The sequence below is a fragment of the Peribacillus kribbensis DSM 17871 genome, from assembly GCF_000430765.1.
GTDB classification, from domain to species: Bacteria; Bacillota; Bacilli; order Bacillales; family DSM-1321; genus Paraperibacillus; species Paraperibacillus kribbensis.
Map to the genome: position 1 here is coordinate 314,123 of NZ_KE387240.1, position 25,470 is coordinate 339,592.

The window sequence follows — 25,470 nt, forward strand, 5'->3', positions numbered from 1 at the left end:
AGAACTATGAATCAGAATATTTGGTTCAAAGACAACTTGTTAGAAGGCAGAGACCCGACAAGCATAAGACGGGGTGGCTGTGGGAAGCGCTTTTCTTCCCATAGACGGTCCGGCTTATGACTCGAGGGTCTCAGCTTGCAGCTGGAAGCCGCCTAAAGCGGAGAACGGTGCTTTTCAAATTAAATTAATTTAAGCACTATGATCTGCAATCTCATCGAGATTACAAACTTGTTGAAAAGTAGACACCTGAAAGGCATAAGACGGGCGGCAGCGAAAGGCCGTTGTTGCCTTTTGATGGCGAATGGCTTATGACTCGAGGATGTCAGTTCGGAGCTGGAAGCCGACTAATGCGGGAAGCTTGCCTTCCAATCATCCACCTTTATTTAATATCTAAAACATAAAAGGAGAATCCAAAATGAATGAAAAGACTTTTGATCTTTTAGGCTTTACCAGGATTAAAGAAGAAGCAGCCCAATATGCCATGTCAGAGGAGGCTAAAGAGAAGGTACGGAGACTGGTTCCTTCCTATAATAAAAAACAGATTGAGGCATGGCTTCAGGAAATTACCGAAGGAGTGGCGATTCTTGAGAAAAGCTCCAGTGTGCCCCTTACTTCCATGGGAGGAATATACCGTCTTCTCGAAGGCCTCAATAAGGGAGTTTCACTGCGAGAGGATCAACTGTCAAAGTTATATGACTTTCTGGACAGCTGTGAGAAGTTGAAGCGGTTTATGAAGGGTAAACAGTTTTTAGCACCGCGGGTGGCTTCCTACTCGGAGGCGATAGAGGATATTTCAGATCTGGCCAAAGAGATTCAGCGCTGCATCAGGAACGGGCGGGTCGATGATCATGCAAGCAGGGCCCTGACCAAAGTCAGAAGGCTGATTGCTGCCCAGCAGGAAAAGATTAAAGAGAAATTGCTGTCCATAGTCCGTTCCAATAAGTATAAAACCTATCTTCAGGATCAGAATGTCAGCGAAAGGAACGGAAGGTACGTAATTTCAGTCAAAAGGGAGTATCGAAATAAGATAAAGGGAGAGGTACTGGATACAAGTGCCTCCGGATCAACCGTTTTTATGGAACCATCTGATCTTCAATATCTTCAGGAAGAATGGTCCATCTTAAAAAGCCAGGAAGAAGTAGAAGTAGAGGAAATCCTGCAAGTGTTGACTGGCCTTGTGGAAAGGCATGAAAGAGAAATCATTCAGGCAGCTGAAACGATGATCCACTATGACGTTTTATTTGCAAAAGCTCGCTACAGCAGGGCAATTTCAGGAAATGAAGTTATGGTGAGCGAAGAGAAATGGATCTTCCTGAAGCAGGCAACACATCCTCTGATTGGGCCGGATGCCGTGCCTTTGGATATTGAGCTTGGCAGGGGGACGAATGTTCTTGTCATTACAGGGCCGAACACGGGAGGGAAAACGGTAGCTCTAAAAACAGTGGGACTGCTCACCTTAATGGCTCAAAGCGGGTTTCATGTTCCAGCAGTCAGCAGCAGCGTTCTGCCCATTTTCCATAAGGTACTGATCGATATCGGAGATGGCCAGAGCATTGAACAATCCCTGAGCACATTCAGCTCTCATATTAAAAGTGTCATTGAAATCTTAAAAGAAGCAAATGATAGAAGTCTGGTTCTAATGGATGAACTGGGATCAGGAACAGATCCCGGAGAAGGGATGGGCCTTGCGGCAATGATCTTAAATCAGCTTCACTCAAAAGGAGCCTATGTGATCGCAACCACACATTACAGCGAAATTAAAGATACTGCCTATAAGCAGGAGGGCTTTATAAATGGATCGATGGAATTTGATCTTGATACATTGAAGCCGACATATCGGCTGTTGATCGGACAGGGAGGGGAAAGCCAGGCATTTACCATTGCTCTTAAGCTCGGGATGCATCCTAAGCTGATAGAGATGGCTCATAAAATTACGTATAAAGATGAAAAAAAATACAGCGTGGAAGCCCCGGATGACAGACTGAAGAAGGACTGGGAAAAGCAGATTGCCGTTAACAAGCATCGAGGAAAGGAGCTGCAGCAAAAGGCATTAGGCCATGCAACCCACTATGAAATGGGTGACAACGTGTTAATCGTATCCACAGGAGAGTATGGGATAGTCTGCAAAGGCCCGGATTCTCTGGGGAATTATACGATTCAGGTAAAAGGAGAAAAAAGGAGCGTAAACCATAAACGGATCAAGCTATATATTAAATCGGAGGAGCTATATCCAGAGGATTACGATTTCAGAATCATTTTTGATTCAAAGGAAAATCGGAAAGCGGAGCAGCTTATGGAAAAGAAGCATGTTGAGGGCCTGATAATTAATAGAGAACTAGGAAAATAGTGGGAATAATGTCCAAAAAGGTAAATAATTAGCCCTGTTTTTTGCCAGTTATTGTCGATTTTGTTTGAATTTTAACTATAGAATGACTATACTTTACCATAGTTATTTACGATTTGTATTTGTTTCAAACAGCATAGCTGCCAATGCTTTGGCACCCATGCTGTTTTTTTTACAAATTAACTAAGGATAAATGAATGACAGCCGTTTAAAGGGGAGCGCCATGAATCTGGAAAAATATCAACATGCCTTGTTTAAAAATATGAAAGCTCAGCTCGTCTCATGGTTTGAAGAGGAGCGGGGAAATGAAATACCCTCGGAAGAAGTTTATCGATTTCTTCATTCCATCAAAGGGACCGCAGGAACACTTGAGCTGGAAAAGCTTGCCCTTACAGCAGGCAGCCTGATGGATAAAATCGAAGGAAGAAAAAAATCATGGACCACAAATGAGTTAAGGGAATTTTTATTTGAGCTCTTAGGAAGAACCTATGAAACCGAGTATTCGGTAGAAGAAGATTTAGAGCCTGTTCTTCAGAAAGAAAACATTCCTCTTGTCTATCTTATCGATAATGATATTTCCATGCTGATGCTGCTTAAAGATGAGATGGAGAAAAAAGGATGGATGGTGATCGCCAATTCAGATCCTGGAAAAGCCATGGCCCAATTTTACGATTTCAATCCAGATTGCTTGATTGTGAATATACAGCTGCCAGAAAAAGACGGATTTCAGATACTTAAAGATATCAGGGAACAAAATGGGAAGTACTTCCTGCCGAAAATGATGCTCAGCAGTGAAAATACAAAAGAAAATAGAATAAAGGCCCTTATGCTTGGGGCAGATGATTTTATTTCAAAGCCCTTGGATTTGGAGGAGTTCCTACTTAGAGTGGAAAGGCAGATTGGAAAAAAGCAAATGTTCGATCAAATGGTGCTTGTCGATGAATTAACACAGGTCTACAACCGCCGATTCCTCACAAAAATACTGGCGAGAAGCCTGGCAGAACTTAAACGGACTAGTGAATCCTTTACCGTGGCCATCGTGGATCTAGATTATTTTAAAAGAATCAATGATTCCTATGGGCATCTTGCTGGGGATAAGGTCCTGGAAGAATTCGCCTTCTTTTTAAAGAGAAGTGTCCGTGCTTCTGATATTGTAACTAGATACGGCGGAGAGGAATTCATCATCGTTTTTCCACACTCAACTTCGAGAGAGATTAAAACGCGCTTGGAAAACGTTCTTCATGATTTCAGCAGGAAGACCTTCCATTCTGGGGAAGAGGGTTATACTGTTTCGTTTTCAGCAGGGGTTTATACGGTGTCTGATCATTCACTTGAAGAGAAGTCCATTCTTCAACATGCCGACAGTGCCCTTTATGAAGCAAAGAAAAATGGGAGGGCCAGGATAGAAGTATCTGAAAATGGCCGGCAAGAACTACCGAAGAAAAGGCTTTTGGTATCTATTATTGATGACGATGCCATTATCCGTACCATGCTGGTCAAGATGATGGAAGCAGCCGATTTCCCAAACTATGAAGCAGATATCGAATCATTTGAGGATGGCCTGAAATTTATCAGTTCAAGCAGGCTCAAACAAGAGGGCCATCATTTTTTGATCCTGGATGGGATGATGCCCTCAATGGACGGACTTGAAGTCATCCAAGAAGTAAAAAAAGAAAGAGTGATAGGAAGGCTGACAGTCTTGATGCTGACAGGGAGAAAAAGTGAAACAGACATTGCAAGGGCTTTAAAGCTCGGGGCAGATGATTATGTGACTAAACCATTCAGCATCACAGAGCTGCAGGCCAGAATAGAAAGACTATTAAAAAGGATGGATTAAGATGCTCCACCGCGAAATATGGATTCTTGTATCCGCAGCTGGTTTTATTAGTATTTTCTTATTTTTAATGCTTTCCTACCTTATTAGTAGAAAGGCATATGAGAACCATCAAAGGAAGAATATCGATGACATCAAGAAGCGGTTAGAACCACTGCTTGCCGGCTATCTACTGGATGAAAACAGAGAACTGCATATTCAGGCAGATACTAAGCCGCAAAAAATAGCTCTTGAAGAGATATTGAGCAGTTTTTCTGCCGTACTTTCCGGAAACAGTGCCGGACGAATTACAGCAGCGGCCAGGAAGTTTTTGATTCCGTTTTATCAAAAGCAATTAAAGAGCAGGCTTTGGAGTGCAAGAATGAATGCCCTTTACCATCTGGATAAATTTTCATTATTTGAATTGGAGGAGGAACTGATAAGGCTTGCAGGAAGAAATAAGTCCTCTTCTGAAGCCTCCTATTCTATGCGCATCCTTGCTTCGGCAGACTATCCGGGAATTATTGATCTCTTAAAAAAAGCCGGGGAAATGCCGGAATTTGAATATCGAAAGATCTTATACCGTTTTTCCGAAAAAAGATTTGATGAAATGGTCCTGGGCTTTTACCTCTGTCCGGATTCTCTTAAGCTGGCTGTATTAGATTGTATGGGTCTTCAAAAGAGAATGCCTTATGCTCTTTTCCTGGAACATACAGCTGAAAAAAACAAGGGGGAAATCAGGCTTAGAGCTTTAAAGGCGATTGCCAGTATCGGCCTTATAGAGGATATCTCTCCCTATCTTCATCTGGCTCAGTCAGAGGAATGGCAGGAAAGGATGCTTGCAGCCAGGCTGTTCGGCATTGTGAAGGAAGAAAGGCTGAAGCCGCAGCTAGTCGAATTATTGCGTGATAAAAATTGGTGGGTGAGATATCAGGCAGGGAAGTCCTTGAAATCCTTCAAGCAGGGAGACGAAATACTAAGCAGTATATATCATCATGACCAAGATCCATTCGCAAGAGACATGGCCTGGGAATGGGTGAATAAAGGAGCTGTTACGTAAATTGGAATTAATCTGGTCCGGCATCGGCTATTCGTTTGGTCTATTCATTGCATTTTTTATGGTATTGGTAATCGGATTTTATTCCATTATCTTACTTATTTCCATGATACACCTCAGAAAAGAATATAACCTGGATACGGACCTTGCTTATGAGGAGTTTTCCGATGAAAACTTTACGAAGCCGGTATCCATTATCGTACCAGCCTATAATGAGGAAGCCGGCATCATTCCGAGCGTTCGGTCACTGCTGAGCATTGATTATCCGCTGTTTGAAGTCATTGTTGTAAATGACGGATCCAAGGATGATACTCTGGAGAAAATGCTTCAGCATTATGAGATGAAGAAAATTGACAGGGTCGTACGGCAGCAGGCACCTTCAAATGAGGTTTTAGGTATCTATCAAAGTGCCTCTCTGCCTCATCTTTTTTTAATTGATAAGGTGAATGGAGGAAAGGCGGATGCCTTGAATGCGGGACTGAACTTTTCGAGTTATCCGTATTTTTGTTCGCTCGACGGAGATTCCATTCTTGAGAGAGATGCTTTCAGGAAGGTAATGAAGCCCATTATCCAATCCGGGGAGGAAGTGATTGCCTCTGGAGGAAGCATTCGCATCGCCAATGGCTGTGTAATTGAAAATGGAAATATTAAAAAAATCGGGATCTCAAGCAATCCATTGGCTATCATGCAGATTATCGAATACCTTCGGGCTTTTTTGATGGGAAGGATCGGCCTCTCCAGGCATAACCTGCTGCTGATTATTTCAGGAGCTTTTGGTGTGTTTTCCAAGCGCTGGGTCCTGGAAGCCGGCGGATATAAAAAAAATACAGTAGGGGAAGATATGGAGCTGGTTGTCCGGCTTCATCGAATGATAAGGGAGAGGGGACTTAAAAAGAAAATTGTTTATATACCTGATCCAGTGTGCTGGACGGAGGTCCCTGAGGAAATGAAGTATTTAAGAAGGCAGAGGAGCCGCTGGCACAGGGGATTATTTGAAAGCCTCTGGACGCATAGAAAGCTGACTCTTAATCCAAAGTATGGATCGATTGGGTTCATATCATTTCCTTATTTTTGGATCGTTGAATTCTTAGGTCCGATTGTGGAACTCTCAGGCTATTTATTTATGATTCTTTCCTTATTCTTCGGCGGTGTCTATATCGAAATTGCCATTCTCCTATTTTTACTGTCCTGCCTCTATGGATCGATTTTTTCCATGGCGTCTGTTCTGCTGGAAGAATGGAGCTTAAGGAAATACCCGAGAGTAGCCGACATTCTGAAACTGTTTCTATATTCGCTGACTGAGAGCCTTTGGTACCGCCCGCTGACAGTCTTCTGGCGTTTTGAGGGGATCATTCAGCTATTGAAGCGGGATGAGAGCTGGGGGGAAATGAAGAGGAAAGGGGTTTCTCAATGAGAAGAACATCCAGGAAGCCATTGATTTTACTTTTATACATTCTGGCATTCCTCATAGCGGCTTCCAGTCCTTTTTGGCTTTGGCAGATCAAGAGAGCGCATCCGCTGAATGTCTTGATTTTAGATAAAACGGTATCTGATTCATCCTATCGGGAGCATAAGGGGCTTACCTGGGTCTTGAATAATGAAAAGTATGTAAAGCCGGATGGAAAGCCTTATGACTATTCAAAGGATTACAGAGGATTTCAGCCTGAGGATAAAAAAACCTATAAAACTGCAGGACTGCCGGAAAAAATGGATCAATATGATGTGATTTATCTTGCCGATCAATATGGTGTATATGACGATGATTTTTTCGGAAGAAAACAAAAAAATAATAAGCTGCTGGATGGCGGCCTAACCTCTGCTGAAACAGAGCGGCTGGAAAATACCCTGGACGAACATAATAAAACTCTTATCGCTGAATTCAATACCTTTGCCAGTCCAACTGACCCGGAAGCCAGGGAGAGCATGTCCAATCTGCTTGGAATCGATTGGAACGGCTGGATCGGCAGATATTTCAGTGATTTTTCCAGCCGTGAGGTGCCATCATGGGTAAAGACAAACTATCAGCAGGAAACAAAGAAGAAGTGGAAGGGAACAGGTGAAGGCTTTGTCTTTGTTCATTCGAGCGGGAAGATTCTACTCCTGACACAAAATGAGCTTACTCAAAAAGGCGGCCTGAATTTCAGTCTCTCCAAGGAAGGCAGAAAACTGGCAGGCAGCAGCCTCAAGTCTAAATACGGGTATTGGTTTGATGTCATCACTCCAAGGGCAGGTACTAAGGAGCTGGCGGGGTATTCTCTCCCCGTTAAAGAAAGTGCGAAAAAACGATTGGACGCCTATCATATCCCGGCAGAATTTCCTGCTATTGTGCAGCAGCAAAACGCCCGCTATAATTCTTTTTACTTTGCGGGGGATTATGCGGATGAGAAAGAAATACCTGAGATTTATCAGACAAGGGGAATATCTGATTGGAGGATGCATTTCGGCAATGCAGGCTCCTTTTATTGGAAGTCCTACGTCCCTTTTATGAAAGCTGTATTAAAGAATGGACTGAAAAAAACAGCCGGGCAGGAGCCGGTCGAGACAGCCAGCAGGAAAGGCGTGTTATACAATTCTAAAACAGGCGCCTCAAAGCTTGAAATCTATAAATCTGGGAAATGGCAGAATATCACCATAAAGGGAGTAAATATGGGGATCGCTAAGCCAGGCTACTTTCCGGGGGAGACGGCAATAACCAAAGCGGAATATTACCGCTGGTTTGAACAGATCGGAAATATGAATGCCAATGCCATACGGGTGTATACTCTTCATCCGCCGGCTTTCTATGAAGCCTTTTATGAATATAACAGGCGAGCCAAAAAACCATTATACCTCTTTCATGGTATCTGGATAGAAGAAGAAAAGCTGGTGAAGACCCAGAACATCTTCGCAGATGGGCAAACCCGGCAATTCGAAGAAAATATCCGTCAAATTATGGACGCTGTCCATGGAAGGGCCAGCATATCACCGCGGGCCGGGCATGCTTCCGGTGAATACAAATATGATATTTCGAAGTATGTAATCGGCTATATCCTCGGAATTGAATGGGATCCTGATGCGGTCCATTCAACGAATCAAAAAAATCACGGCATGAAGGATTTCAAAGGAACATACTTCAGTTCCCGGAATGCATCCCCGTTTGAAATCTGGATGTCGCAGATGATGAATTATACAGCGGACTATGAAGAAAAACAGTATAAATGGCAGCATTCGCTAAGCTTTACCAACTGGGTCACTACAGACCTGCTCCACCACCCTGCGGAGCCGTCCAAAAAAGAGGATATGGTATCGGTCGATCCCAACCATATCGTAAAGGAACCCGAGTTTAATGCCGGGATGTTTGCGTCTTATCATGTTTATCCTTACTACCCGGATTTTTTGAATTACGAAGAAAAATACGTGACCTATAAGGACAAGGATGGGAATTTAAACAATTACGAAGGATATCTGGCCGATCTAATCTCCAAGCACAACATGCCTGTACTTGTGGCCGAATTCGGAGTGCCGGCCTCGCGCGGGCTTACCCATGAAAATGCAGAAGGCATGAATCAGGGAAATCATTCAGAAAAAGAGCAGGGAGAAATCGATAAGAGGCTTTTCAACTCCATTATCAGGACGGGCTCTGCGGGAGGACTTGTTTTCACCTGGCAGGACGAGTGGTTCAAAAGGACCTGGAATACGATGGATGTGGATGATCCTGATCGGCGGCCGTACTGGAATAATGCCCAGACCAATGAGCAGCATTTTGGTCTCCTCGGTTTTGAGCCGGGTACGCCGGACAGTTCCATTTATATAGATGGAAGCAGGGAAGATTGGCAGAGGCTCGGACCGAAAGCCAGCACATATGGCAGCCGCAAAGAACCATTGCAGATGTATTCAGATGAAGGCTATCTATACATCGGCAAAACATTGAGCAGGCCGATCAATTTTAAAAAGGAAAAGCTTTATTTCCTTTTCGATACAATCCCTGGACAGGGAAAGACGAAGATAAGGTTCGGGGATAGCACGGGCACCACCGTAAATGGAGTGGATTTTATGGCTGAAATTGACAGCGGGGGAGAGGCGCGTTTACTCGTGGATAGCTATTACGACTCGTTTTATTACCAATACGGCCATCTTTTGCACATGATTCCTCAAGCTTCTTATGCAGGACAAAAAGATAATGAGATCTTTCATAAAATCAGGCTTGCTTTAAATAAAGAATTAGTGATCCCGGATCGAAATCTGCGTGTTCCGTTTAAATCCTACGAAGCGGGAAAGCTTCAATTCGGAAACGGAAATCCTGCAAGTAAAGATTTCGATTCCCTGACCGATATCAACATTAGCCGAGATAAGAAATTCTTAGAAATGAGGATTCCCTGGGCCTTGCTTAATGTAAAGGATCCGAGTACGAAAGAAGTGATGGGGGATATGTGGAAAGATGGCCTGGCAGCAAAAAAGACCATAAAAGAAATTAAAGTCTCAGAAGCGGCCGCATCCCAACAGCCTGATATGCGGGAATCCCCTGTGAATCCAGCATTTTATTCTTATAGCTGGAATGAGTGGGAACAGCCGGCATATTATGAACGGCTTAAGGATTCCTACTATATCATGAAGGAAGCTTATTCAGAGAGATAACAGACAAAGAGGAAGGGGAAACAGCATGAAACGGATTTTGCTTGCAGAGGATGAAGAAGTCCTGAGGATGCTAATTGTTGATGCACTTGAGGATTCAGATTTTTTGATCGATGAAGCAGCAGATGGAGGAGAGGCGCTGAGGCTATTTAAGATAAACGAATATGATCTTGTCATTCTGGATTATATGATGCCGGTATACAGCGGATTGGAGGTCATCGAAAAGATCAGGAAGGAATTTAGAAACGACAAGACGAAAATTATGATGCTTTCTGCAAAAAGCCAGCAGTATGAGCAGGAACGGATTCTTGAAGCAGGAGCAAATTATTTTATGGCCAAGCCCTTCAGTCCATTAAAGCTGATTGAAAAAATAGAGGAAATTGCAGATGAAGCATAAGCATCCTTTTAAGAAGAGTCTATCACGCCAATTTGCCGTTCTGATGGCGGGGTTTTTAGCGTTTTTCATTGCAGGCTCAAGCCTTCTGCTTTTTTTTCAAAGCTATTTGAACAGTCGTTTCAATGCCGATCGAGATAAGCTGGTTTATCTTGAAAAGCGCTCGGTCGAAATCAACCGTGCGTTTAACAAAGCTTTCTTTGATGTAAGGGGATACCTTGCCCTGGATAATGAATCCCTGCTGCAGAGCGCGCAGGCACAGGAAGCCATCATTCATAACTTGTCCCGGCAGGTGAAGCAGGCGGCTTTAACATCAGAGGATAATAGTATGGCTCATTCTATTGATGATTTTTCCGTCTATTATTTTAAGGAAACCCTCCCCAAGGTTGTGAAGGACGTGAACTTGGGGAGAAAGGATCTGGTAAAAAAACTGGCAGCTTCGACAAGCACAGCCAAAGTAAACTCCTTTCAGAATTCATTGGACCAGTATCAAAAAAATGTGAATAACCGTCTGGATAACCGAGTTAAGGATCTTATGGCAAGCCAGAGAAACCTTCAGGTAGTTTTTATCATTTTTATGGTGATTGTCCTTCTGGCAGTGTATCTTATTCTCCGCATCATGTTTAAAAGTGCGGGCAGGCCGCTTGCCTTTCTTGCTGAGTCTGCTAATGAAATTGCTGCGGGCAGAGAAGCAGAGCTTTCTGTTGTGAACAGAGAGGATGAAATAGGCGCTCTCAGTGCCGCCTTTAAAAAAATGGTACTGTCCCTTCAGGATAAAGAGAAGGATCTTCTTGCCCAGAATGAGGAACTGTCTGCCCAGCAGGATGAATTACATGCCCAGCAGGATGAACTGCAGCATACACTTGATATTTTAAGGCAGAATGAAATGAACCTGAACAGACGCAACCAGCTTATCCATCAGATATCCAACAGTCTGGATAAAGAGGAAGTCCTCCGCAGCATTGTGAAATCCATGTGCCAATTAATTTCTGCAGACAAGGGGATCATCACTCTGCTTGACTCAAGTGAATATGCATCATTTGGTGTTTCGGATAGAGGCGTCAGTCAATTCAGGGAGAATATTTATAATGGCTTGAATGACAGGCTTCTGTCCTCAAGGGAAATCTATACGATTAAGAGGGAACAGGAGCCAGCTGAAAAAGGGTTTCACGATGAAATATTCTATATCTATGATTTATATCTTCCTGTCATATCTTCAGAAAATACCGTGATGGCCATTATGGTGTTCAGCAGGTTTGGCTCTCCCTTCCTCCAGGAACAGCGGGCTGAGTTTACGGCTCTGGCCAAGCAGATTGGTCTATCCCTGGAAAAAATCAATATATATGAAAAATCAGAGAAAGATCGGCGTCTTAATCAGGACATTATTGATTCTGTACAGGAAGGGATTCAGCTCCTCGATCAGAAGGGAAATATCGTTCAAATCAATAGACAGCTGGCAGAACGCTTTTTCCCAAAAACAGAGCAAGAGGGATTATTATGGGAAAAATGGACGGAATTATTTGAAGCAGAAGTCGAGGACTTCCCCGGCTTTCTGGCATTCCTTCAAAATTCGTTAAAATGCGAGAATCAAGGGGAAAACGAGGGGAATTCCTTCACTTATAGAGTGAAAGACAACAGTCAGGTTATCAAGGTTTACTGTGAAAATGTCTTTCATAACAGAATGAAAGTAGGGACGGTCCTTGTCCACAGAGATATCACAAGAGAATTTGAGATTGATAAGATGAAGTCAGAATTTGTCAGTACGGTGAGCCATGAATTGCGGACACCGCTTGCGAGCGTGCTTGGCTTTACAGAGCTGCTGTTAAATCGGACTCTTAAGCCGGAGAGGCAGAAGAAATACCTGACAACCATTTATCAAGAGGCAGAACGGCTAACCTCCCTAATTAATGACTTCCTTGATGTCCAGAGAATGGAGTCCGGGAGTCAAACCTATGAAATGAAATATACTGAAATTGATCCGATTCTGATGAAAGTGATCGAACACCAAAAGATCGGCATTTCTTCCATGATTGATATTGTTCTCGAGCTGGACAGCGTGAAAAAGCATGCAGTATTTTGTGATCCGGGAAAAATCGAACAAGTCTTCACCAATTTACTGAGCAATGCTGTGAAATACAGTCCAAATGGAGGGAGGATTACAGTTTCTGTCCACCAGGACTTGAAGAAGCTCGTGATAGAGGTTAAAGATGAAGGGTTGGGAATTCCCGAAGAAGCCATTGATAAACTGTTCCAGAAATTTTACCGGATAGATAATAGTGATAGAAGAAAAATTGGCGGTACAGGCCTTGGCCTTGCTATTGTAAATGAAATTGTCAAAGCCCATCGAGGGGAAATCAGTGTGGAATCAGAATATGGGCGAGGCAGCCTGTTCAGGGTGTCACTCCCTCTTGCAGCCGGCGAATCAGATACCGGGGAAGACGGAACACATATAGAGAGCGCCAAAGAAACAATACAGGTCATGCTGATCGAGGATGACAAAAGCCTTGCTGAGCTGCTGAGAGAAGAACTGCTCCAAAAAGGGATGAATGTCCGGAGCTTTACGAACGGAGAAGCAGCGCTGTCTGCATTAAGGGAACACATTCCTGATGCGATTGTACTGGATATTATGCTGGAGAAAGGTTCCATCGATGGATGGACTTTTATGAAAACCCTAAAAAAGAACTCCGCGTATACAGATATTCCGATATTTGTTTCTTCGGCTCTTGAAGAGAAAGAAAAGGGGATATCACATGGTGCCAAGGACTATCTAATAAAGCCTTATAAGCTTAGCCAGCTCTCTTCCACCATTATGAAGTCTTTAGAGGAAAACGGAACCCGGGGACTGATCCATATACCAGAAAACTAGCAGGTCCAGTTGAAAAACCCGTCCTTGGAATACCTAAGGACGGGTTTTCGTTACCTCAGAAGAGCTGCCTCTGAAAGTGCTTCTCTCAGCTGGGAGATAAAGGCCTCCATATCCTCTTTGGCTGAAAAAGTAGCCTGCGCCTGAATATCGCTGCCTCCGCCTTTGCCAGAAAGAGAGGACAGAGAAGCTTTGAACCACTTTCCTGCTTGGAAATCGAGCCCAGATGGCAGGACGGCTGCTGTTCTTCGTTCGGGAATATTGATTAAGATGACTGGTTTATTGATTTTTTCAGCTATGGAGCGTCCGAGCTGCTGAGCTTCTTTTAGATTTAGTTCCGTTTCAAGCTCGATGACAGTCCCTTGCTGTTCTTTGGTGATTTGTTCAATCAAATAGTGCTGGTTTTCCTTCACCAGTGCATCGCTGCGTTCTCGGAGAACGGTTAATTCTTCTTCCAGTTTTTCCGTTCGTCCTGCGATACCCTGGATATTTGTACTGAATTTAGAAGCTAATCCTGTTGTAACCTGATGGAGTTCCTGAAAATAGGAAAATGCTCTTCTGCCACAGAGAAAGTATACCCGCGTTTTTCCCTTATACTTCTCCGTTTTCACAATCTTGATCATGCCGATCTGTGAGGTTCCCTGCACATGAGTGCCGCAGCAGGCAGAAACGTCAATTCCCGTCATATCCACGATACGGATATCTTCTGTCACTTTAGGAAGCTTTCTCAATGGCAGCTGCTTCAGCTCTTCTTCATTTACATAAAACGTCGTGATACGTCTGTTTTCCTGGATGAGCTGATAAGCCCTGTTTTCCACCTGCAGGAGCTGCTCCGATCCAAGCCCCGGGGTATCAAGGTCAATCGTTACCGTTTCCTCTCCCAGATGAAAACTCAGAGTTGGTATATCGAATAGCTCCATAAAGACAGCCGAAAGAAGATGCTGTCCTGAATGGTGCTGGGTATGGTCCAAACGCCTGGCGGGATCTATTTTACAGTGTACCTCCATCTGCTTTGGCCTTGATAAAACTTTATGATAAACGGCATTGCCGCGCTCAGTGGCATCCAGCATTCTCAAATCGCCTATATATCCAAGATCGGAAGGCTGTCCTCCTCCTTCAGGATAAAAGGCGGTTTCTTTCAGCTGAACCAGGAAATGATCTCCCTCCTCGACGACTTCAGTGATGACTGTATCCCATTCATATACTTCCGGATTTGTATAATATAATTTCACTGTGATATTTCATTCCTCTTTTCATTCATAGTTCAATCTACACCTAGAATATCAGAAGAGAATTTGATTTACTACAATATTGGGATATGTGCTCCGGTCTAAGAAAAAGGGTTCTATGAACATAATAGGTATATGGGAGTTGTTTACATTTTTTATGGATTTTTCCCAAACATCGCATAGCAGGAGTTTATATAATACTCATAGAAATGGTTTTAAATATGAAAATAAGGTGAGGTGTGTATATGAAAAGGACTTTGATCTTTGTTTTTCTGGCAGCGGCGGTACTTCTCGTTGGATGGATAGGATTCTCTTCAAAATCTGATTCCGTTCAATGGTTCGAAACCGAGCAACAGGCGATTAACTACGGTGTGAAGGAAGAAGATATACAATCAGATGATATTTTAGGGAAACCTAAAGTGAACGGGGAAACATTTGTTATCTATAAGTTTCGCTCAGATGGGGACCTGGGTGTGGGAACGGCTAATCTAGTGAAGAAAAATCATAAGTATAGCTGGCAGCCAACTAAGCCTAAAGTCATTGTAAAAACGAAAGGCGGCAGAGCGACTGCAGCAAGTACAACACTTGAAAGTGTGTCAGGTAAGAAGTTTACTTTTTATGCGGGTATTGCTAATGAATCGCCCAATTACGGAAACCTGACTTTCGACCCAATTGTGGATTCAGCATCACACATTTATTATTTCTTAGAACCTAGCAATTTTTAATTTTCATAATAATGCTATAAACTAAAAATGAAGCTATATAGAAGGAGAATTGTAATGAAGAATCTGCTTAATGAAAAGGAACTATTAAACCATATTAAAGATTTGACAGCGATTCCTTCCCCATCCGGGTATGCGGAGGAAGCCATAGCGCATGCTGGACGGTTTTTGGAGGAAATAGGGGTTGAGTACAAAATTGCGAATAAAGGTGCCTTGATTGCAACAATTCAGGGAAAGGATACTAACAGGCACAGGCTGTTGACCGCACATGTGGATACTTTAGGTGCAATAGTTAAAGAAATTAAATCAAGCGGAAGGCTGAAGCTGACCATGGTAGGAGGCTTCCACTGGAATGCGGTGGAAGGGGAATACTGTACCATACATACCGCAGAAGGAAAAACGTATACCGGAACGATTCTGCTCCATCAGACCGCCGTCCATGTATACCGTAATTCCGGGGAAGTTAAACGGGATGAAGATTCCATCGAGGTAAGAATTGATGAAGTGGTAAAATCGAAGGAAGAGACGGAGAATCTGGGCATATCGGTAGGAGACTTTGTTTCTTTCAACCCAAGAACAGAAGTTACGGAAAGCGGCTTTATCAAATCCCGCCATCTGGATGATAAAGCAAGTGTCGGGATCCTGCTGCATATCATGGATGTCGTCAAGAAAAACAGCATTGATCTGCCATATACCACCCATTTCCTAATTTCTAATAATGAGGAGATCGGCTTTGGTGGAAACTCCAATATTACTCCGGAAACCGTCGAATATCTGGCGGTGGATATGGGGGCGATTGGAGACGGACAGGCAACGGATGAATACAGTGTGTCGATTTGTGCAAAAGATTCGAGCGGCCCGTATCATTACCGCTTGAGACAGCATCTGGTGGAACTGTCCAAAACCCATGATATTGATTACAGAGTGGATATTTATCCATATTACAGCTCAGATGCTTCAGCAGCTATCAGGGCAGGCTATGATATCGTACATGGATTGATAGGGCCGGGAATCGATGCTTCCCACGCCTATGAAAGGACCCATATCTCCTCTCTTATCGATACTGGGGCGCTTGTGCTGGCTTACATCCAATCCGATTTGGTATAAGTCACCCACATACAATTTATAGAAGAAGGAACGTGCAGGTTTGATGTAATCCAATTAAATCTCATCGGACTTTTCTAAGCCGATGAGATTTTTAATTGGCTCTTTTCTATTTTACCAATTGTTCATTCAGCCTTTTGAGTTCTTCTTCAATTCTTACAGGGTCGATTCGCTCAAACAAGGGTTCTACTTTGGATAATCGGAGGGACTTAACAACAAATGGTTTCCATTCTGCTGCTGATATGTTAATCATATCCTTGACTTTTTGGCTGGAAAATGGAAGGAAAGGGGTAAGGATATGGGCTAAATTTGAAAGCAGATAAACACAATCTGCCAAAGTTTGTCTGCAGGACACAGGAGTATCCTTTATTTGCTTCCAGGGCTGCTGGCAATCAAAGTATTTGTTCGAGAATCTAACCAGTTCGAATATTTTTTCCAATCCTTGTTTAAAGGAAGTGGTTTCAATGCAATGCCCTACTTCATTATATAATCGTTTAACCATACTCTGGATATTCATAGTTATTTCTTGTTCAGGTAATACACTATGGAATGACTTTTCAATAAATTTTAAGGTCCGGTTTACAAAGTTCCCATACGCCCCTAAGAGCTCGCCATTATGGCTATAAATGAATTCTTTCCAGGAAAAATCCGCATCCCGGTTTTCTGGGGCGTTGATCGTTAAGAAGTATCGTAAGGAATCTGGATGATACCTTTTCAGAAGATCTGGTACCCAGACAGCCCAATTTTTACTTGTGGACAATTTCTTTTTTTCTAAAGTCAAATATTCATTTGATACGATATGCGTTGGCCATGCATCATTTTCAAGACCAGCCAGAATCCCGGGCCAGATAATGGAATGGAATGGGATATTATCCTTTCCGTGAACGTAATAAGATTGAGCCGAAGAATTCCAAAAAGCTGAATCATCTTGATTTGTTTCTTTTGCCCAAAGTTTACTTGCTGTGTAATATCCAGAAACAGCCTCAATCCAAACGTAAATTTTCTTGTCTTCATATCCCTCAACTGGAACGCTTACTCCGATAGGCAGTTCCCTTGAGACGGCCCGATCCTGCAAACCTTCCTTCAAATAGCGTTGTGTAAGCGAAATAGCATTTCTCCTCCAAAGATTCTTATCTTCAGCTTCCTGGGTATAGTTTTCCAAAACATTTTGGAAAGAGCTTAGAGAAAAATAAAAATGCTCCGCAAACTTTGAAGCAGGTTCATTCCCGCAAATTTTACATGTTCTTTCAAGCAGTTGCAGCGGTTCCAATATGGTAGAACAATGATCGCACTGGTCGCCGCGGGCAGGCTCTCTGCAAACAGGACAAATACCTTCAACATAACGATCAGGCAAAAACTGCTGACAATGATTGCAATAGGATTGTTCCGTTTCCTTTTTATAAATGAGTTTCTTTTCAAGCAAGCTTAGAAAAATCTCTTGAACGATTTGATGATGGTGCCTTGTGTCCGTTCGTGTATAAATATCATAGGAAAACCCTAATCCAGCAAAACAATCTTTGAATTCTTGGTGATACTGGTCAGCAATCACTTTGGGAGAAACATTTTCTTGTTTTGCCCTTACAGTAATCGGTGTCCCGTTACAATCGCTTCCAGAAACATACAGGACTTGTTCTCCTTTTAAACGGTAATACCTTGCCAGGATATCACCGGGCAGTAAACTGGAAATGTGACCTAAATGCAAGGAGCCATTCGCATAAGCCCAAGCTCCTCCGATAAAAATACTCATCAGAAAAAACCTCCTCTTATTATTCTTTTAAAATAAAAAACCCCGCCTTAACTGTAATAGTTAAGGGCGGGGTTTGAATTCCACGCGGTACCACCTTAATTCGCAAATAGATCACACTATTCGCCTCAACAAGTACGGAGCAAAAATGAATGCTCTTATACTGTGACAAGGATAACGAGTGCCAAATCTCGCCGTATCCTACTGATACCAGGGGCACGTTCGGTACGAAGCTCAGAGACCATTGTTCAAATGAATGTTTTTGCTTCTTTTCAGCTCCCGAAGCTCTCTGTGGAAAACATGATCATTTTACTTTTTCTCTTCATTGCCTTTATTTGCTAATTAAAAATAGTGTATTCATTGATTGATCAAAAGTCAATACTATAAAATTTTAGAGTATAATGATGGAAAAGGTGAGCTGCTCTAAAACAATGAAAATGATAGATTAATTTAATTTAAAATTGTTTTAAACAAGACGGGCTGGTACTTGATTACACAGAAAGAATTTCAGTCGTATAACAAAGGAAGCAGGTTCATACAGGGAGGGTTTGCATGAGGTGGGATTCGGAATTGTGCAGGCAGCTGGAAATTGAGCTGCCGATTATTCAGGCTGGCATGGCTGGGGGTCCTGCAGGACCAGCCCTCGTTTCAGCTGTCTGCGAGGCGGGGGGCCTTGGGACCCTGGGCGGAGGATATATGGCGCCATTGGATTTAAGGGAAGCAGTCAGGGAAATAAAAGAGCAAACATCAAAGCCTTTTGCTGTGAATTTGTTCAGTACGAAGTTTACGGAAGATTTTACAGGAAGCTTAGAGGTAAATGATATCTTAAATGTAATGAGAAAAAAGCTGGGGATTCCTGAAGTACACAGAGTTCCTTCCACGCAGGATCTTTTTGATGATCAATTCCAAGTCCTGCTGGAGGAAGGAGTTCCTGTTATCAGCACGGCCTTTGGCCTTCTGCCGCAGGACCATTTTAAAGCGGCCCTCGAAAAGGGAGTCATTTTCACCACAATGGTGACTAGTGTAAAGGAAGCCAGGCTGGCAGAGGAACAAGGGGTTCATGTCATCATAGCCCAGGGATCTGATGCAGGAGGCCATAGAGGGACGTTTGACGTCTCCCTTGAGCAGGACGGAATCAATGTCGGAACTCTTTCTCTCGTTCCGCAGATTGCTGATTCGGTCTCCGTACCTGTAGCCGCCGCGGGAGGAATTACAGATGGCCGGGGTGTGGCAGCCGCGTTTGCTTTGGGGGCCCAGGGTGTCCAGCTTGGAACAGCATTTTTATGCTGCAGCGAAAGCGCGGCACATCCTTCCTATAAAAAAGCAGTTTTAAAAAGCAATGAAGAAAGCACTGTTCTAACCAGGAGCTTTTCGGGCAGGCCGGCCAGAGGAATCAGAAATCAATTTATTGAACACTTTGAACAGAGCGGCGCAGCTCCATTACGATATCCTGTTCAGAATACCCTGACAGGAGATATTAGAAAAGAAGCGGCAAGAACCGGCAATCCTGAATTTATGTCGTTATGGGCCGGGCAGGCAGCCGGACTTCTAAAGGAACAGCTGAGTGCGGCAGAATTCGTGGGCAAGATGGTCGCAGAGGCTGAACAAGTCATGCGGACACTTGCAAAGTTCTTAGACTGACAGGGAAATAGAAATGACAAGCATACCCTGGCTGCTTATTCAGGGGTTTGGGTGCTATTAGTATGAGAGATCCAATAAATGGCCTATATTCAGCCTTACGTTCTTGCGGCATTTACAATGTTCTGCTATACAGCCAGCCTCAAACATGATAGATTAAAAAACGGTGCAATGAGGGTTCAAAAAATAGCCGAATGTGTAAAATAAGGGTAAGGAGGCTGGAATATATGGAAAGATTAGAAGCTGGCACAGTAGTATCTCTTCAGGTAGACAGAGAAGCAAGGGCTGACAGAGAAGAGTCTTTTGGATTCTTTTTGACCAATGAGGAGGATGAAAGTGTCCTGTTACATAAATCAGAAATAAAAGGTGAGATTCAGCTCGGCGATTCTGTAGAGGTTTTCCTTTATCAGGACAAGCAGGGACGCCTTGCTGCGACAATGGAAATCCCGGACGCGCAGGCTGGGAAATACGCCTGGGCCGAAGTGGTTGAAGTAAGATACGATCTGGGTGTATTTGTTAATATTGGTATATCGAAGGATATACTTGTGTCGCTTGACGACCTGCCGTTATTGGAAAATCTCTGGCCGGCACCTGGGGACAAATTGTACATTTCTCTAAAAACAGACCGCCAGGGAAGGCTGTTTGGAAAGCTTGCGACAGAAGATGTGATTGCAGGCATAAGCAAAAAAGCCCTTTTCAATATGAAAAACAGGGATGTGAAGGGCACCGTATACCGCCTGTTGAAGGTAGGTACGTTCATTTTAACGGATGAAGGCTACAAGGGATTCATTCATGAGAGTGAACGAAAAAAAGAACCACGCCTGGGTCAGTTGGTCGATGGAAGGGTTATTGATGTAAAAGAGGATGGAAGTTTGAATGTTTCTTTCCTGCCCCGTAAACAGGATCGACTGGATGATGATTCGGAGGTTCTTTATGAATACCTTATGGACCGCGGAGGGGCGATGCCTTTCAGCGATAAAAGCAGGCCTGAGGATATTCAGGCAAAGTTTGGACTCAGCAAGGCTTCCTTTAAACGGGCGCTTGGGAAGCTGATGAAAGATAAAAAGATCTACCAGGAAGAAGGCTGGACCTATTCCATGGATCGAAAATAGACCCCGGGGCTGGCATGAGTCAGCCCTTTTCTATTTGCTCTTTAATCCAAAAATAATAAACCCAATCCCCATCAATATACAAAGTCCCTTAATAAATGAGATTTTTCCGGATAAACCAGCCAGGCCGATTATAGTGGTCAAAATTAAAACAGAAGGGCCGATTAATGCCAAAATGGTATTGATATAAAATGCTTTTTCTAGGCTGTTATATTTAAACATTAAAACAGCGGCTGTAATTTCAATAGATCCGGATAGTAGCCTAAGCATGATAATGGAAAGAAGCGCTTTTTCAATAAATACAACCATTTGACCCTCCCAGGAACAATATTCTCCCTCAGTATATGAACGAGAATATAAAAATAGTACAGGCTGGCCAACTGCTGGACAAGCGTACTAAATGGATCAGAACCTGAATACTCTGTATGGGATGGACAAACATGCCGGTATTTAATGAAGTTAAACATAGATAGGAAGGATTAAATGGGGAGATTTTGGAAGAAGAACGGATTGGTGGTCTCAGGAGCCGCTATACAGGGTTTCGGGATGGGCGTGTTTTTGTTTCCTCACGCGATTCCTTCAGGAGGGGCAGGCGGACTGGCTGTACTTCTCAATTATTGGTTTCACCTGAATACGGGATTTGCTTTATGGATGGTAAACCTGATCATGCTGCTTTTGGCTGTAAATTACCTGGGAAGCAGCAGCACGATCTGGACCATAGTTTCCATTACAGTTACGTCCCTTTCGATTTACCTGTTTCAGACGCTCATTCATATTCCAGACAGCAATGTACTGGTAGACGTATGCCTCGGATCCATCTTCCTGGGAGTCGGAGTCGGCATCCTGCTGAGGGAAGGAGTATCTAACGGAGGGGTAGGGGTCATTGCCCTCATTATTTCACAGGCAAGGAATACCCTGCCTGGAAAACCGCTTTTCCTCATAAACGGAAGTATCTTTATACTGACTGCTTCCATTATCAAATGGGAAATCATTCTTCAGGCCTTATTCAGCCAGTTTGTATCCACCTTGATTGTGGACCTCCTGGGAAAAATTCATAATGATCACAGCTACAGCATTACCTGGCGGAAAAAGTAGCTTAGATATAATCATACCGGACCACTGTTTTTGTATTGGGAGAACCGTCTTTTCCTTTTACATGAATCATGAATAATGCGGCCATTCCAATCACAAGGGTAAGGATGGCAAGGGAGACAAACATCCCTGTCCTGGACCATTCAATGAGCCGTGTAAAAATAGGCGGGCCGATAGCCACTCCCAAAAAACGCACCGAGCTATAGACCGATGTAACAAATCCCCTGAATTCCATACCCACAGAACCGGTGATCAGGGTGTTCACGCATGGGAGAATAAGACCGGTCCCAAATGAACTGATCACCAATACAAATAAGAAGGGGACGATTTTTTCAAAAAAGACAAGCAGGCCATAGGACAAGGTCATGGATAAAAATCCGATTACAATCAGCTTTTTCATCAGTTCCAGGTTTTTCGCAATCTTGCTTCCTGTAATATAGGATGTTGTACAGAGCACTAAAAGAGGAATAGCAAGAATTAGCCCCTTTGTAACTCCATCAATTTTATAGCTTTTTTCCAATACATCCGACAAATAAAAGAGGATCCCAAATAAAGTGAATAAGCAGGTTGCGCCTGCAAGGTAGGTGGCAAGCAGCCACCGCCAGTCTTTTTTATAAACCGTTTTGATTCCCAGTGCGTACTTGGCAAAGGGCGGGGGAGCTTTTTTGTTTTTCTTTTCCTTGATAAAGAAGGCTGTAAGCAGAATGGAAAGGAGACAAAAAATCGGAAAAGCATAAAAAGGTGCATACCATACAAGAATTCCAAAAAGAGAACCCAAAATAGGAGAAAGGACCTTTCCAAATCCATTCGATGCTTCAACGACCCCAAGCACCCTGCTTTGTTCCCCGCCCTTAAAAAGGTCACCGGTCAATGCCATCGCAATCGGTGCAGTACCTGCCGCTCCAATTCCCTGAAGAATCCTGCCGATCATGATCAGGACATATGGACTTGATAGTGAGGCAGATGCAAATCCAGCCAGCAAACCGCCTATGCCATAAATAATCAGGGAAGGGATGATGATTATCTTTCTCGAAAGCCGGTCAGAGAGATATCCCAGGACCGGAATGAAAATTGCTGCCGCAATGGAAAATACTGTAATGGTAAGGCTGACCTGCATGGCTGTCAGCCCTAGTGCGGACTTCATAGCCGGGAGCACGGGTATGAGCATGGAATTCCCAAGCGTCATGATTAAAGGGATTGACCCGATTGCGGCTACCGCCATGCCTTTGCTGGATGAGGACATTCTTTTGCACATCCCTTCTAGTTTCTTTTTATTTCACCATTAAAGGCGGTGGAACGATCCACCCTTTATCTTTATTAACATCCAAAAGCTTAGCAGCATATTCTGCCAGCTGGTTGTGCAGGTCTCCGTACATTTCAGTTATATCTTTACGGACCGAGAGACCCATCACCAACGAGGCAGTCAGCATACCGGCATGAACTTCCTTCAATACCATCGCCGAAATTTCGGGATCATTAAATCTGGCACCGGCAGGAATATCCTGCACTTCGACATTCGGACGGTCAGGCGGCGCAGGAGGAAGGCGTATGCCCGTCTCTTTCAAGATAACTTCCACTTGCTGGGCCCCCTGCTGAAGGCAATTATCCTTTAAATCCCCTAAAAACAGCTTTAAATCGTGGTCCCCTGTATGATTAATAAACACCTGCAGTGATACAAGGAATGCCTTCGTTTCAAATAAATGGTTCCAAAGATAATAAACCTCACCCGAGTGCAGAGGCTCATCCTTTGGATTTCCGTTTAAAATCCCCATGTAGCTAATCCTCCTTTTTTTAATCTATTAGTATTCTTGCTAAGCTCGGACGAAATATGCACCCCGGTTTTTGTTCTAACATAAAAATGGCCGCTGAAACAGAAATCTTGATGAGATCCCCAGCCTGTTTGCAGGGGCAGGAACCTAAGCCCCCTTGATGACATAGTCTGGGAAGAAGCGAAAGAAAAAAGGGTGATGAGAATGCGAATTCACAGAAGAATGTTTATGGTTTTGATTTGTGCTCTATCAGCTGTCCTGCTGCTTAGTGCCTGCTCAAGCCAAAGCACAAATAATTCTGCTTCAAATGAAAGGGGCCGTTTGACCCTTACAATCGGTTATCAAAAAAACGGTCCGCTGGTCATATTGAAATCGCTTGGGACTCTTGAAAAGAGCCTGAAAAAGAAGGGATACAGCGTAGAATGGAGAGAGTTTACGGCAGGGCCTGCACTTCTTGAAGCATTGAACGCAGGAAGCATCGATGTTGGCAGAACCGGCGATTCGCCTCCGATATTTGCCCAGGCCGCAGATACTCCTTTTGTGTATGTGGCAGCCGGAAAAACCAAGTATCAGGGAAGCGGGATACTGGTGCCAAAGGATTCAGCGATTAAGAGCCTTACGGATCTGAAAGGAAAGAGAATAGGATTCGCCAAGGGATCAAGCTCCCATTATCTGCTTGTAAAAGCTCTAAATAGGGCGGGAATTTCCTATAAGGATATCCAGCCAAGCTTTCTCCAGCCTGGAGATGCGCGGATAGCTTTTGAAAAGGGGAATATTGATGCATGGGCCATCTGGGACCCCTTTACGGCAGATACAGAACTTAATTCTAATGCCAGAATGCTGGTAAATGGGAAGAATCTTACGACAGACCGGGATTTTTTCCTGGCGAATAAGGAATTTGCCAAAAAACACAAGAAAGTCCTTTCCATTCTTTTTAATGAAATCGAAAAATCTTCTAATTGGGCCAATGCTCATCATAAGGAGCTGGCAGCCATGCTATCCCCACTATTAAAAATAGATGAAAAATCGCTGCTGCTTTCCGCTGAACGAAGAGAGTATGGTATAGAGCCCATAACCCCAAGCATTGTTGAGGAACAGCAGGAAATTGCAGACACGTATTTTGATCTTAAGATCATCCCTAAAAAGATAAAGGTAAAAGATGCTGTTGATGGCAGCCAGTTTATTAAATAATGAAGGGAGATTGCTATGGATAAACAGGGAGAAACCAACGCCATCCAGACCGCTATTCCATGGATCATTCCCTTTCTGCTTTTGGCTGGCTGGCAGCTTTTTGCCTCTCTTGGTGCCATCCCCGCCAGAATTCTGCCTGCCCCTTTTGATGTATGTAAGGCAGCTGTCGGCCTTTTAAAAACTGGTGAGCTGCAGGATCATATAATGGTCAGCCTGGGAAGGGCCGTATCCGGGTTCGTGATCGGGGGCAGCATTGGTTTTCTGCTGGGATTGTTCAACGGGTTGTCTAAACTATCGGAGCTTTTATTTGATACCTCCATCCAAATGCTAAGGACCATTCCTCACTTAGCACTGATTCCTTTGGTCATTCTTTGGTTTGGCATCGACGAGACCTCCAAAATTTTTATGGTCGCACTGGGAGTGCTCTTTCCGGTCTATGTAAACACCTATCATGGAATTAAATCTGTGGATAAAGGCCTGATCGAGATGGGAAAGGCGTATGGTTTAAGAGGATTTTATTTGTTTAAAACCGTCATTTTTCCTGGGGCATTATCCTCCATTTTGGTTGGTTTCCGCTTTTCGCTCGGTGTAATGTGGATGACACTGATCGTAGCGGAAACGATATCAGCCCATTCCGGAATAGGCTATATGGCGATGAACGCAAGGGAATTTATGCAAATGGATGTTATTGTCCTCGCTATTTTGCTCTATGCTTTCTTTGGCAAGCTGTCCGATATGATCGCGAAGCTGCTGGAGAAGAGGTGGCTTAACTGGAATCGATAATCATCAA

At 43.5% G+C, this 25,470-nt stretch carries 19 protein-coding genes and 1 other annotated feature; of the genes, 14 read left to right on the forward strand and 5 right to left on the reverse strand.

The annotated features are described in order from the left end of the window. Nucleotides 1-415: 415 nt before the first annotated feature. From H539_RS0119855 to H539_RS0119885, 7 genes are all read left to right on the forward strand, one after another. Nucleotides 416-2,347, forward strand: a complete 1,932-nt coding sequence (locus H539_RS0119855) for an endonuclease MutS2 (protein ID WP_026694974.1) — start codon at nucleotides 416-418, stop codon at nucleotides 2,345-2,347. A gap of 220 nt (nucleotides 2,348-2,567) precedes the next feature. Continuing rightward, nucleotides 2,568-4,181 carry a GGDEF domain-containing response regulator gene (locus H539_RS0119860; RefSeq protein ID WP_245602223.1) on the forward strand — a complete coding sequence of 538 codons (1,614 nt, stop codon included), beginning with the start codon at nucleotides 2,568-2,570 and terminating at the stop codon, nucleotides 4,179-4,181. 1 nt (nucleotide 4,182) lies between these two features. Beyond that, a complete protein-coding gene (locus H539_RS0119865; RefSeq protein WP_026694976.1) occupies nucleotides 4,183-5,217 on the forward strand; it encodes a HEAT repeat domain-containing protein in 1,035 nt (344 codons plus the stop codon). Nucleotides 5,218-5,275: 58 nt separating this feature from the next. Beyond that, the gene (locus H539_RS0119870) at nucleotides 5,276-6,628 is read left to right on the forward strand and encodes a glycosyltransferase family 2 protein (protein ID WP_051348697.1); all 1,353 of its coding nucleotides are present in this window, start codon (nucleotides 5,276-5,278) and stop codon (nucleotides 6,626-6,628) included. Beyond that, nucleotides 6,625-9,828 carry a hypothetical protein gene (locus H539_RS0119875; protein ID WP_026694978.1) on the forward strand — a complete coding sequence of 1,068 codons (3,204 nt, stop codon included), beginning with the start codon at nucleotides 6,625-6,627 and terminating at the stop codon, nucleotides 9,826-9,828. The genes H539_RS0119870 and H539_RS0119875 overlap by 4 nt, the downstream gene beginning before the upstream one ends. A gap of 25 nt (nucleotides 9,829-9,853) precedes the next feature. Continuing rightward, nucleotides 9,854-10,222, forward strand: coding sequence for a response regulator transcription factor (locus tag H539_RS0119880; protein WP_026694979.1), 369 nt, complete (start codon nucleotides 9,854-9,856; stop codon nucleotides 10,220-10,222). Continuing rightward, a complete protein-coding gene (locus H539_RS0119885) occupies nucleotides 10,212-13,085 on the forward strand; it encodes an ATP-binding protein (protein ID WP_026694980.1) in 2,874 nt (957 codons plus the stop codon). The genes H539_RS0119880 and H539_RS0119885 overlap by 11 nt, the downstream gene beginning before the upstream one ends. Before the next feature lie 50 nt (nucleotides 13,086-13,135). Here the strand turns inward: H539_RS0119885 and H539_RS0119890 are convergent, their stop codons facing one another. Beyond that, a complete protein-coding gene (locus H539_RS0119890; RefSeq protein ID WP_051348687.1) occupies nucleotides 13,136-14,314 on the reverse strand; it encodes an alanyl-tRNA editing protein in 1,179 nt (392 codons plus the stop codon). A gap of 242 nt (nucleotides 14,315-14,556) precedes the next feature. On the opposite strand from H539_RS0119890, the gene H539_RS0119895 reads away from it, so the two are divergent. Further along, nucleotides 14,557-15,036: a hypothetical protein gene (locus H539_RS0119895; protein ID WP_026694982.1), complete on the forward strand. Its 480-nt coding sequence runs from the start codon at nucleotides 14,557-14,559 to the stop codon at nucleotides 15,034-15,036. Between the two features lie 54 nt (nucleotides 15,037-15,090). Continuing rightward, entirely contained in the window at nucleotides 15,091-16,140 is a 1,050-nt protein-coding gene (locus H539_RS0119900; protein WP_035323418.1) for a M42 family metallopeptidase, read from the forward strand. A gap of 106 nt (nucleotides 16,141-16,246) precedes the next feature. Here the strand turns inward: H539_RS0119900 and metG are convergent, their stop codons facing one another. Then, nucleotides 16,247-17,884 (reverse strand): methionine--tRNA ligase, encoded by a 1,638-nt coding sequence (gene metG / locus H539_RS0119905; protein WP_026694984.1) that lies wholly within the window; start codon nucleotides 17,882-17,884, stop codon nucleotides 16,247-16,249. 59 nt (nucleotides 17,885-17,943) lie between these two features. Continuing rightward, nucleotides 17,944-18,216 (reverse strand) — a binding site (T-box leader). Between the two features lie 217 nt (nucleotides 18,217-18,433). On the opposite strand from metG, the gene H539_RS0119910 reads away from it, so the two are divergent. Together H539_RS0119910 and H539_RS0119920 are read left to right on the forward strand one after the other, a co-directional pair. Next, a complete protein-coding gene (locus H539_RS0119910) occupies nucleotides 18,434-19,522 on the forward strand; it encodes an NAD(P)H-dependent flavin oxidoreductase (RefSeq protein WP_026694985.1) in 1,089 nt (362 codons plus the stop codon). Between the two features lie 224 nt (nucleotides 19,523-19,746). After that, the gene (locus tag H539_RS0119920; RefSeq protein ID WP_035323422.1) at nucleotides 19,747-20,631 is read left to right on the forward strand and encodes a CvfB family protein; all 885 of its coding nucleotides are present in this window, start codon (nucleotides 19,747-19,749) and stop codon (nucleotides 20,629-20,631) included. A gap of 30 nt (nucleotides 20,632-20,661) precedes the next feature. On the opposite strand, the gene H539_RS0119925 is transcribed toward H539_RS0119920, so the two are convergent. After that, nucleotides 20,662-20,937, reverse strand: coding sequence for a YqhV family protein (locus tag H539_RS0119925; protein WP_026694987.1), 276 nt, complete (start codon nucleotides 20,935-20,937; stop codon nucleotides 20,662-20,664). Nucleotides 20,938-21,111: 174 nt separating this feature from the next. Here H539_RS0119925 and H539_RS0119930 point away from each other — a divergent pair, with 174 nt between their 5' ends. Beyond that, the gene (locus tag H539_RS0119930; RefSeq protein WP_026694988.1) at nucleotides 21,112-21,723 is read left to right on the forward strand and encodes a YitT family protein; all 612 of its coding nucleotides are present in this window, start codon (nucleotides 21,112-21,114) and stop codon (nucleotides 21,721-21,723) included. 1 nt (nucleotide 21,724) lies between these two features. On the opposite strand, the gene H539_RS0119935 is transcribed toward H539_RS0119930, so the two are convergent. Both H539_RS0119935 and H539_RS0119940 read right to left on the reverse strand, forming a co-directional pair. Beyond that, nucleotides 21,725-22,963 carry an MFS transporter gene (locus tag H539_RS0119935; protein ID WP_026694989.1) on the reverse strand — a complete coding sequence of 413 codons (1,239 nt, stop codon included), beginning with the start codon at nucleotides 22,961-22,963 and terminating at the stop codon, nucleotides 21,725-21,727. A 28-nt stretch (nucleotides 22,964-22,991) separates the two neighbouring features. Continuing rightward, entirely contained in the window at nucleotides 22,992-23,492 is a 501-nt protein-coding gene (locus H539_RS0119940; RefSeq protein WP_026694990.1) for a DUF3231 family protein, read from the reverse strand. Nucleotides 23,493-23,693: 201 nt separating this feature from the next. On the opposite strand from H539_RS0119940, the gene H539_RS0119945 reads away from it, so the two are divergent. Beyond that, nucleotides 23,694-24,680, forward strand: a complete 987-nt coding sequence (locus tag H539_RS0119945) for a sulfonate ABC transporter substrate-binding protein (protein ID WP_026694991.1) — start codon at nucleotides 23,694-23,696, stop codon at nucleotides 24,678-24,680. Nucleotides 24,681-24,695: 15 nt separating this feature from the next. Further along, nucleotides 24,696-25,463 carry an aliphatic sulfonate ABC transporter permease SsuC gene (ssuC, locus tag H539_RS0119950; protein ID WP_026694992.1) on the forward strand — a complete coding sequence of 256 codons (768 nt, stop codon included), beginning with the start codon at nucleotides 24,696-24,698 and terminating at the stop codon, nucleotides 25,461-25,463. The last annotated feature ends 7 nt before the right edge of the window (nucleotides 25,464-25,470 follow it).

What these genes read in the sequence shown, in the direction of transcription:
- H539_RS0119895 (WP_026694982.1), top strand. Translation starts at nt 14,557, where the DNA reads ATGAAAAGGACTTTGATCTTTGTTTTTCTGGCAGCGGCGGTACTTCTC.
- H539_RS0119875 (WP_026694978.1), top strand. Translation starts at nt 6,625, where the DNA reads ATGAGAAGAACATCCAGGAAGCCATTGATTTTACTTTTATACATTCTG.
- H539_RS0119855 (WP_026694974.1), top strand. Translation starts at nt 416, where the DNA reads ATGAATGAAAAGACTTTTGATCTTTTAGGCTTTACCAGGATTAAAGAA.
- H539_RS0119870 (WP_051348697.1), top strand. Translation starts at nt 5,276, where the DNA reads ATGGTATTGGTAATCGGATTTTATTCCATTATCTTACTTATTTCCATG.
- H539_RS0119930 (WP_026694988.1), top strand. Translation starts at nt 21,112, where the DNA reads ATGGGGAGATTTTGGAAGAAGAACGGATTGGTGGTCTCAGGAGCCGCT.
- H539_RS0119910 (WP_026694985.1), top strand. Translation starts at nt 18,434, where the DNA reads ATGAGGTGGGATTCGGAATTGTGCAGGCAGCTGGAAATTGAGCTGCCG.
- H539_RS0119935 (WP_026694989.1), bottom strand. Translation starts at nt 22,963, where the DNA reads ATGTCCTCATCCAGCAAAGGCATGGCGGTAGCCGCAATCGGGTCAATC.
- H539_RS0119880 (WP_026694979.1), top strand. Translation starts at nt 9,854, where the DNA reads ATGAAACGGATTTTGCTTGCAGAGGATGAAGAAGTCCTGAGGATGCTA.
- H539_RS0119900 (WP_035323418.1), top strand. Translation starts at nt 15,091, where the DNA reads ATGAAGAATCTGCTTAATGAAAAGGAACTATTAAACCATATTAAAGAT.
- ssuC (WP_026694992.1), top strand. Translation starts at nt 24,696, where the DNA reads ATGGATAAACAGGGAGAAACCAACGCCATCCAGACCGCTATTCCATGG.
- H539_RS0119885 (WP_026694980.1), top strand. Translation starts at nt 10,212, where the DNA reads ATGAAGCATAAGCATCCTTTTAAGAAGAGTCTATCACGCCAATTTGCC.
- H539_RS0119860 (WP_245602223.1), top strand. Translation starts at nt 2,568, where the DNA reads ATGAATCTGGAAAAATATCAACATGCCTTGTTTAAAAATATGAAAGCT.
- H539_RS0119925 (WP_026694987.1), bottom strand. Translation starts at nt 20,937, where the DNA reads ATGGTTGTATTTATTGAAAAAGCGCTTCTTTCCATTATCATGCTTAGG.
- H539_RS0119940 (WP_026694990.1), bottom strand. Translation starts at nt 23,492, where the DNA reads ATGGGGATTTTAAACGGAAATCCAAAGGATGAGCCTCTGCACTCGGGT.
- H539_RS0119865 (WP_026694976.1), top strand. Translation starts at nt 4,183, where the DNA reads ATGCTCCACCGCGAAATATGGATTCTTGTATCCGCAGCTGGTTTTATT.
- H539_RS0119920 (WP_035323422.1), top strand. Translation starts at nt 19,747, where the DNA reads ATGGAAAGATTAGAAGCTGGCACAGTAGTATCTCTTCAGGTAGACAGA.
- H539_RS0119945 (WP_026694991.1), top strand. Translation starts at nt 23,694, where the DNA reads ATGCGAATTCACAGAAGAATGTTTATGGTTTTGATTTGTGCTCTATCA.
- metG (WP_026694984.1), bottom strand. Translation starts at nt 17,884, where the DNA reads ATGAGTATTTTTATCGGAGGAGCTTGGGCTTATGCGAATGGCTCCTTG.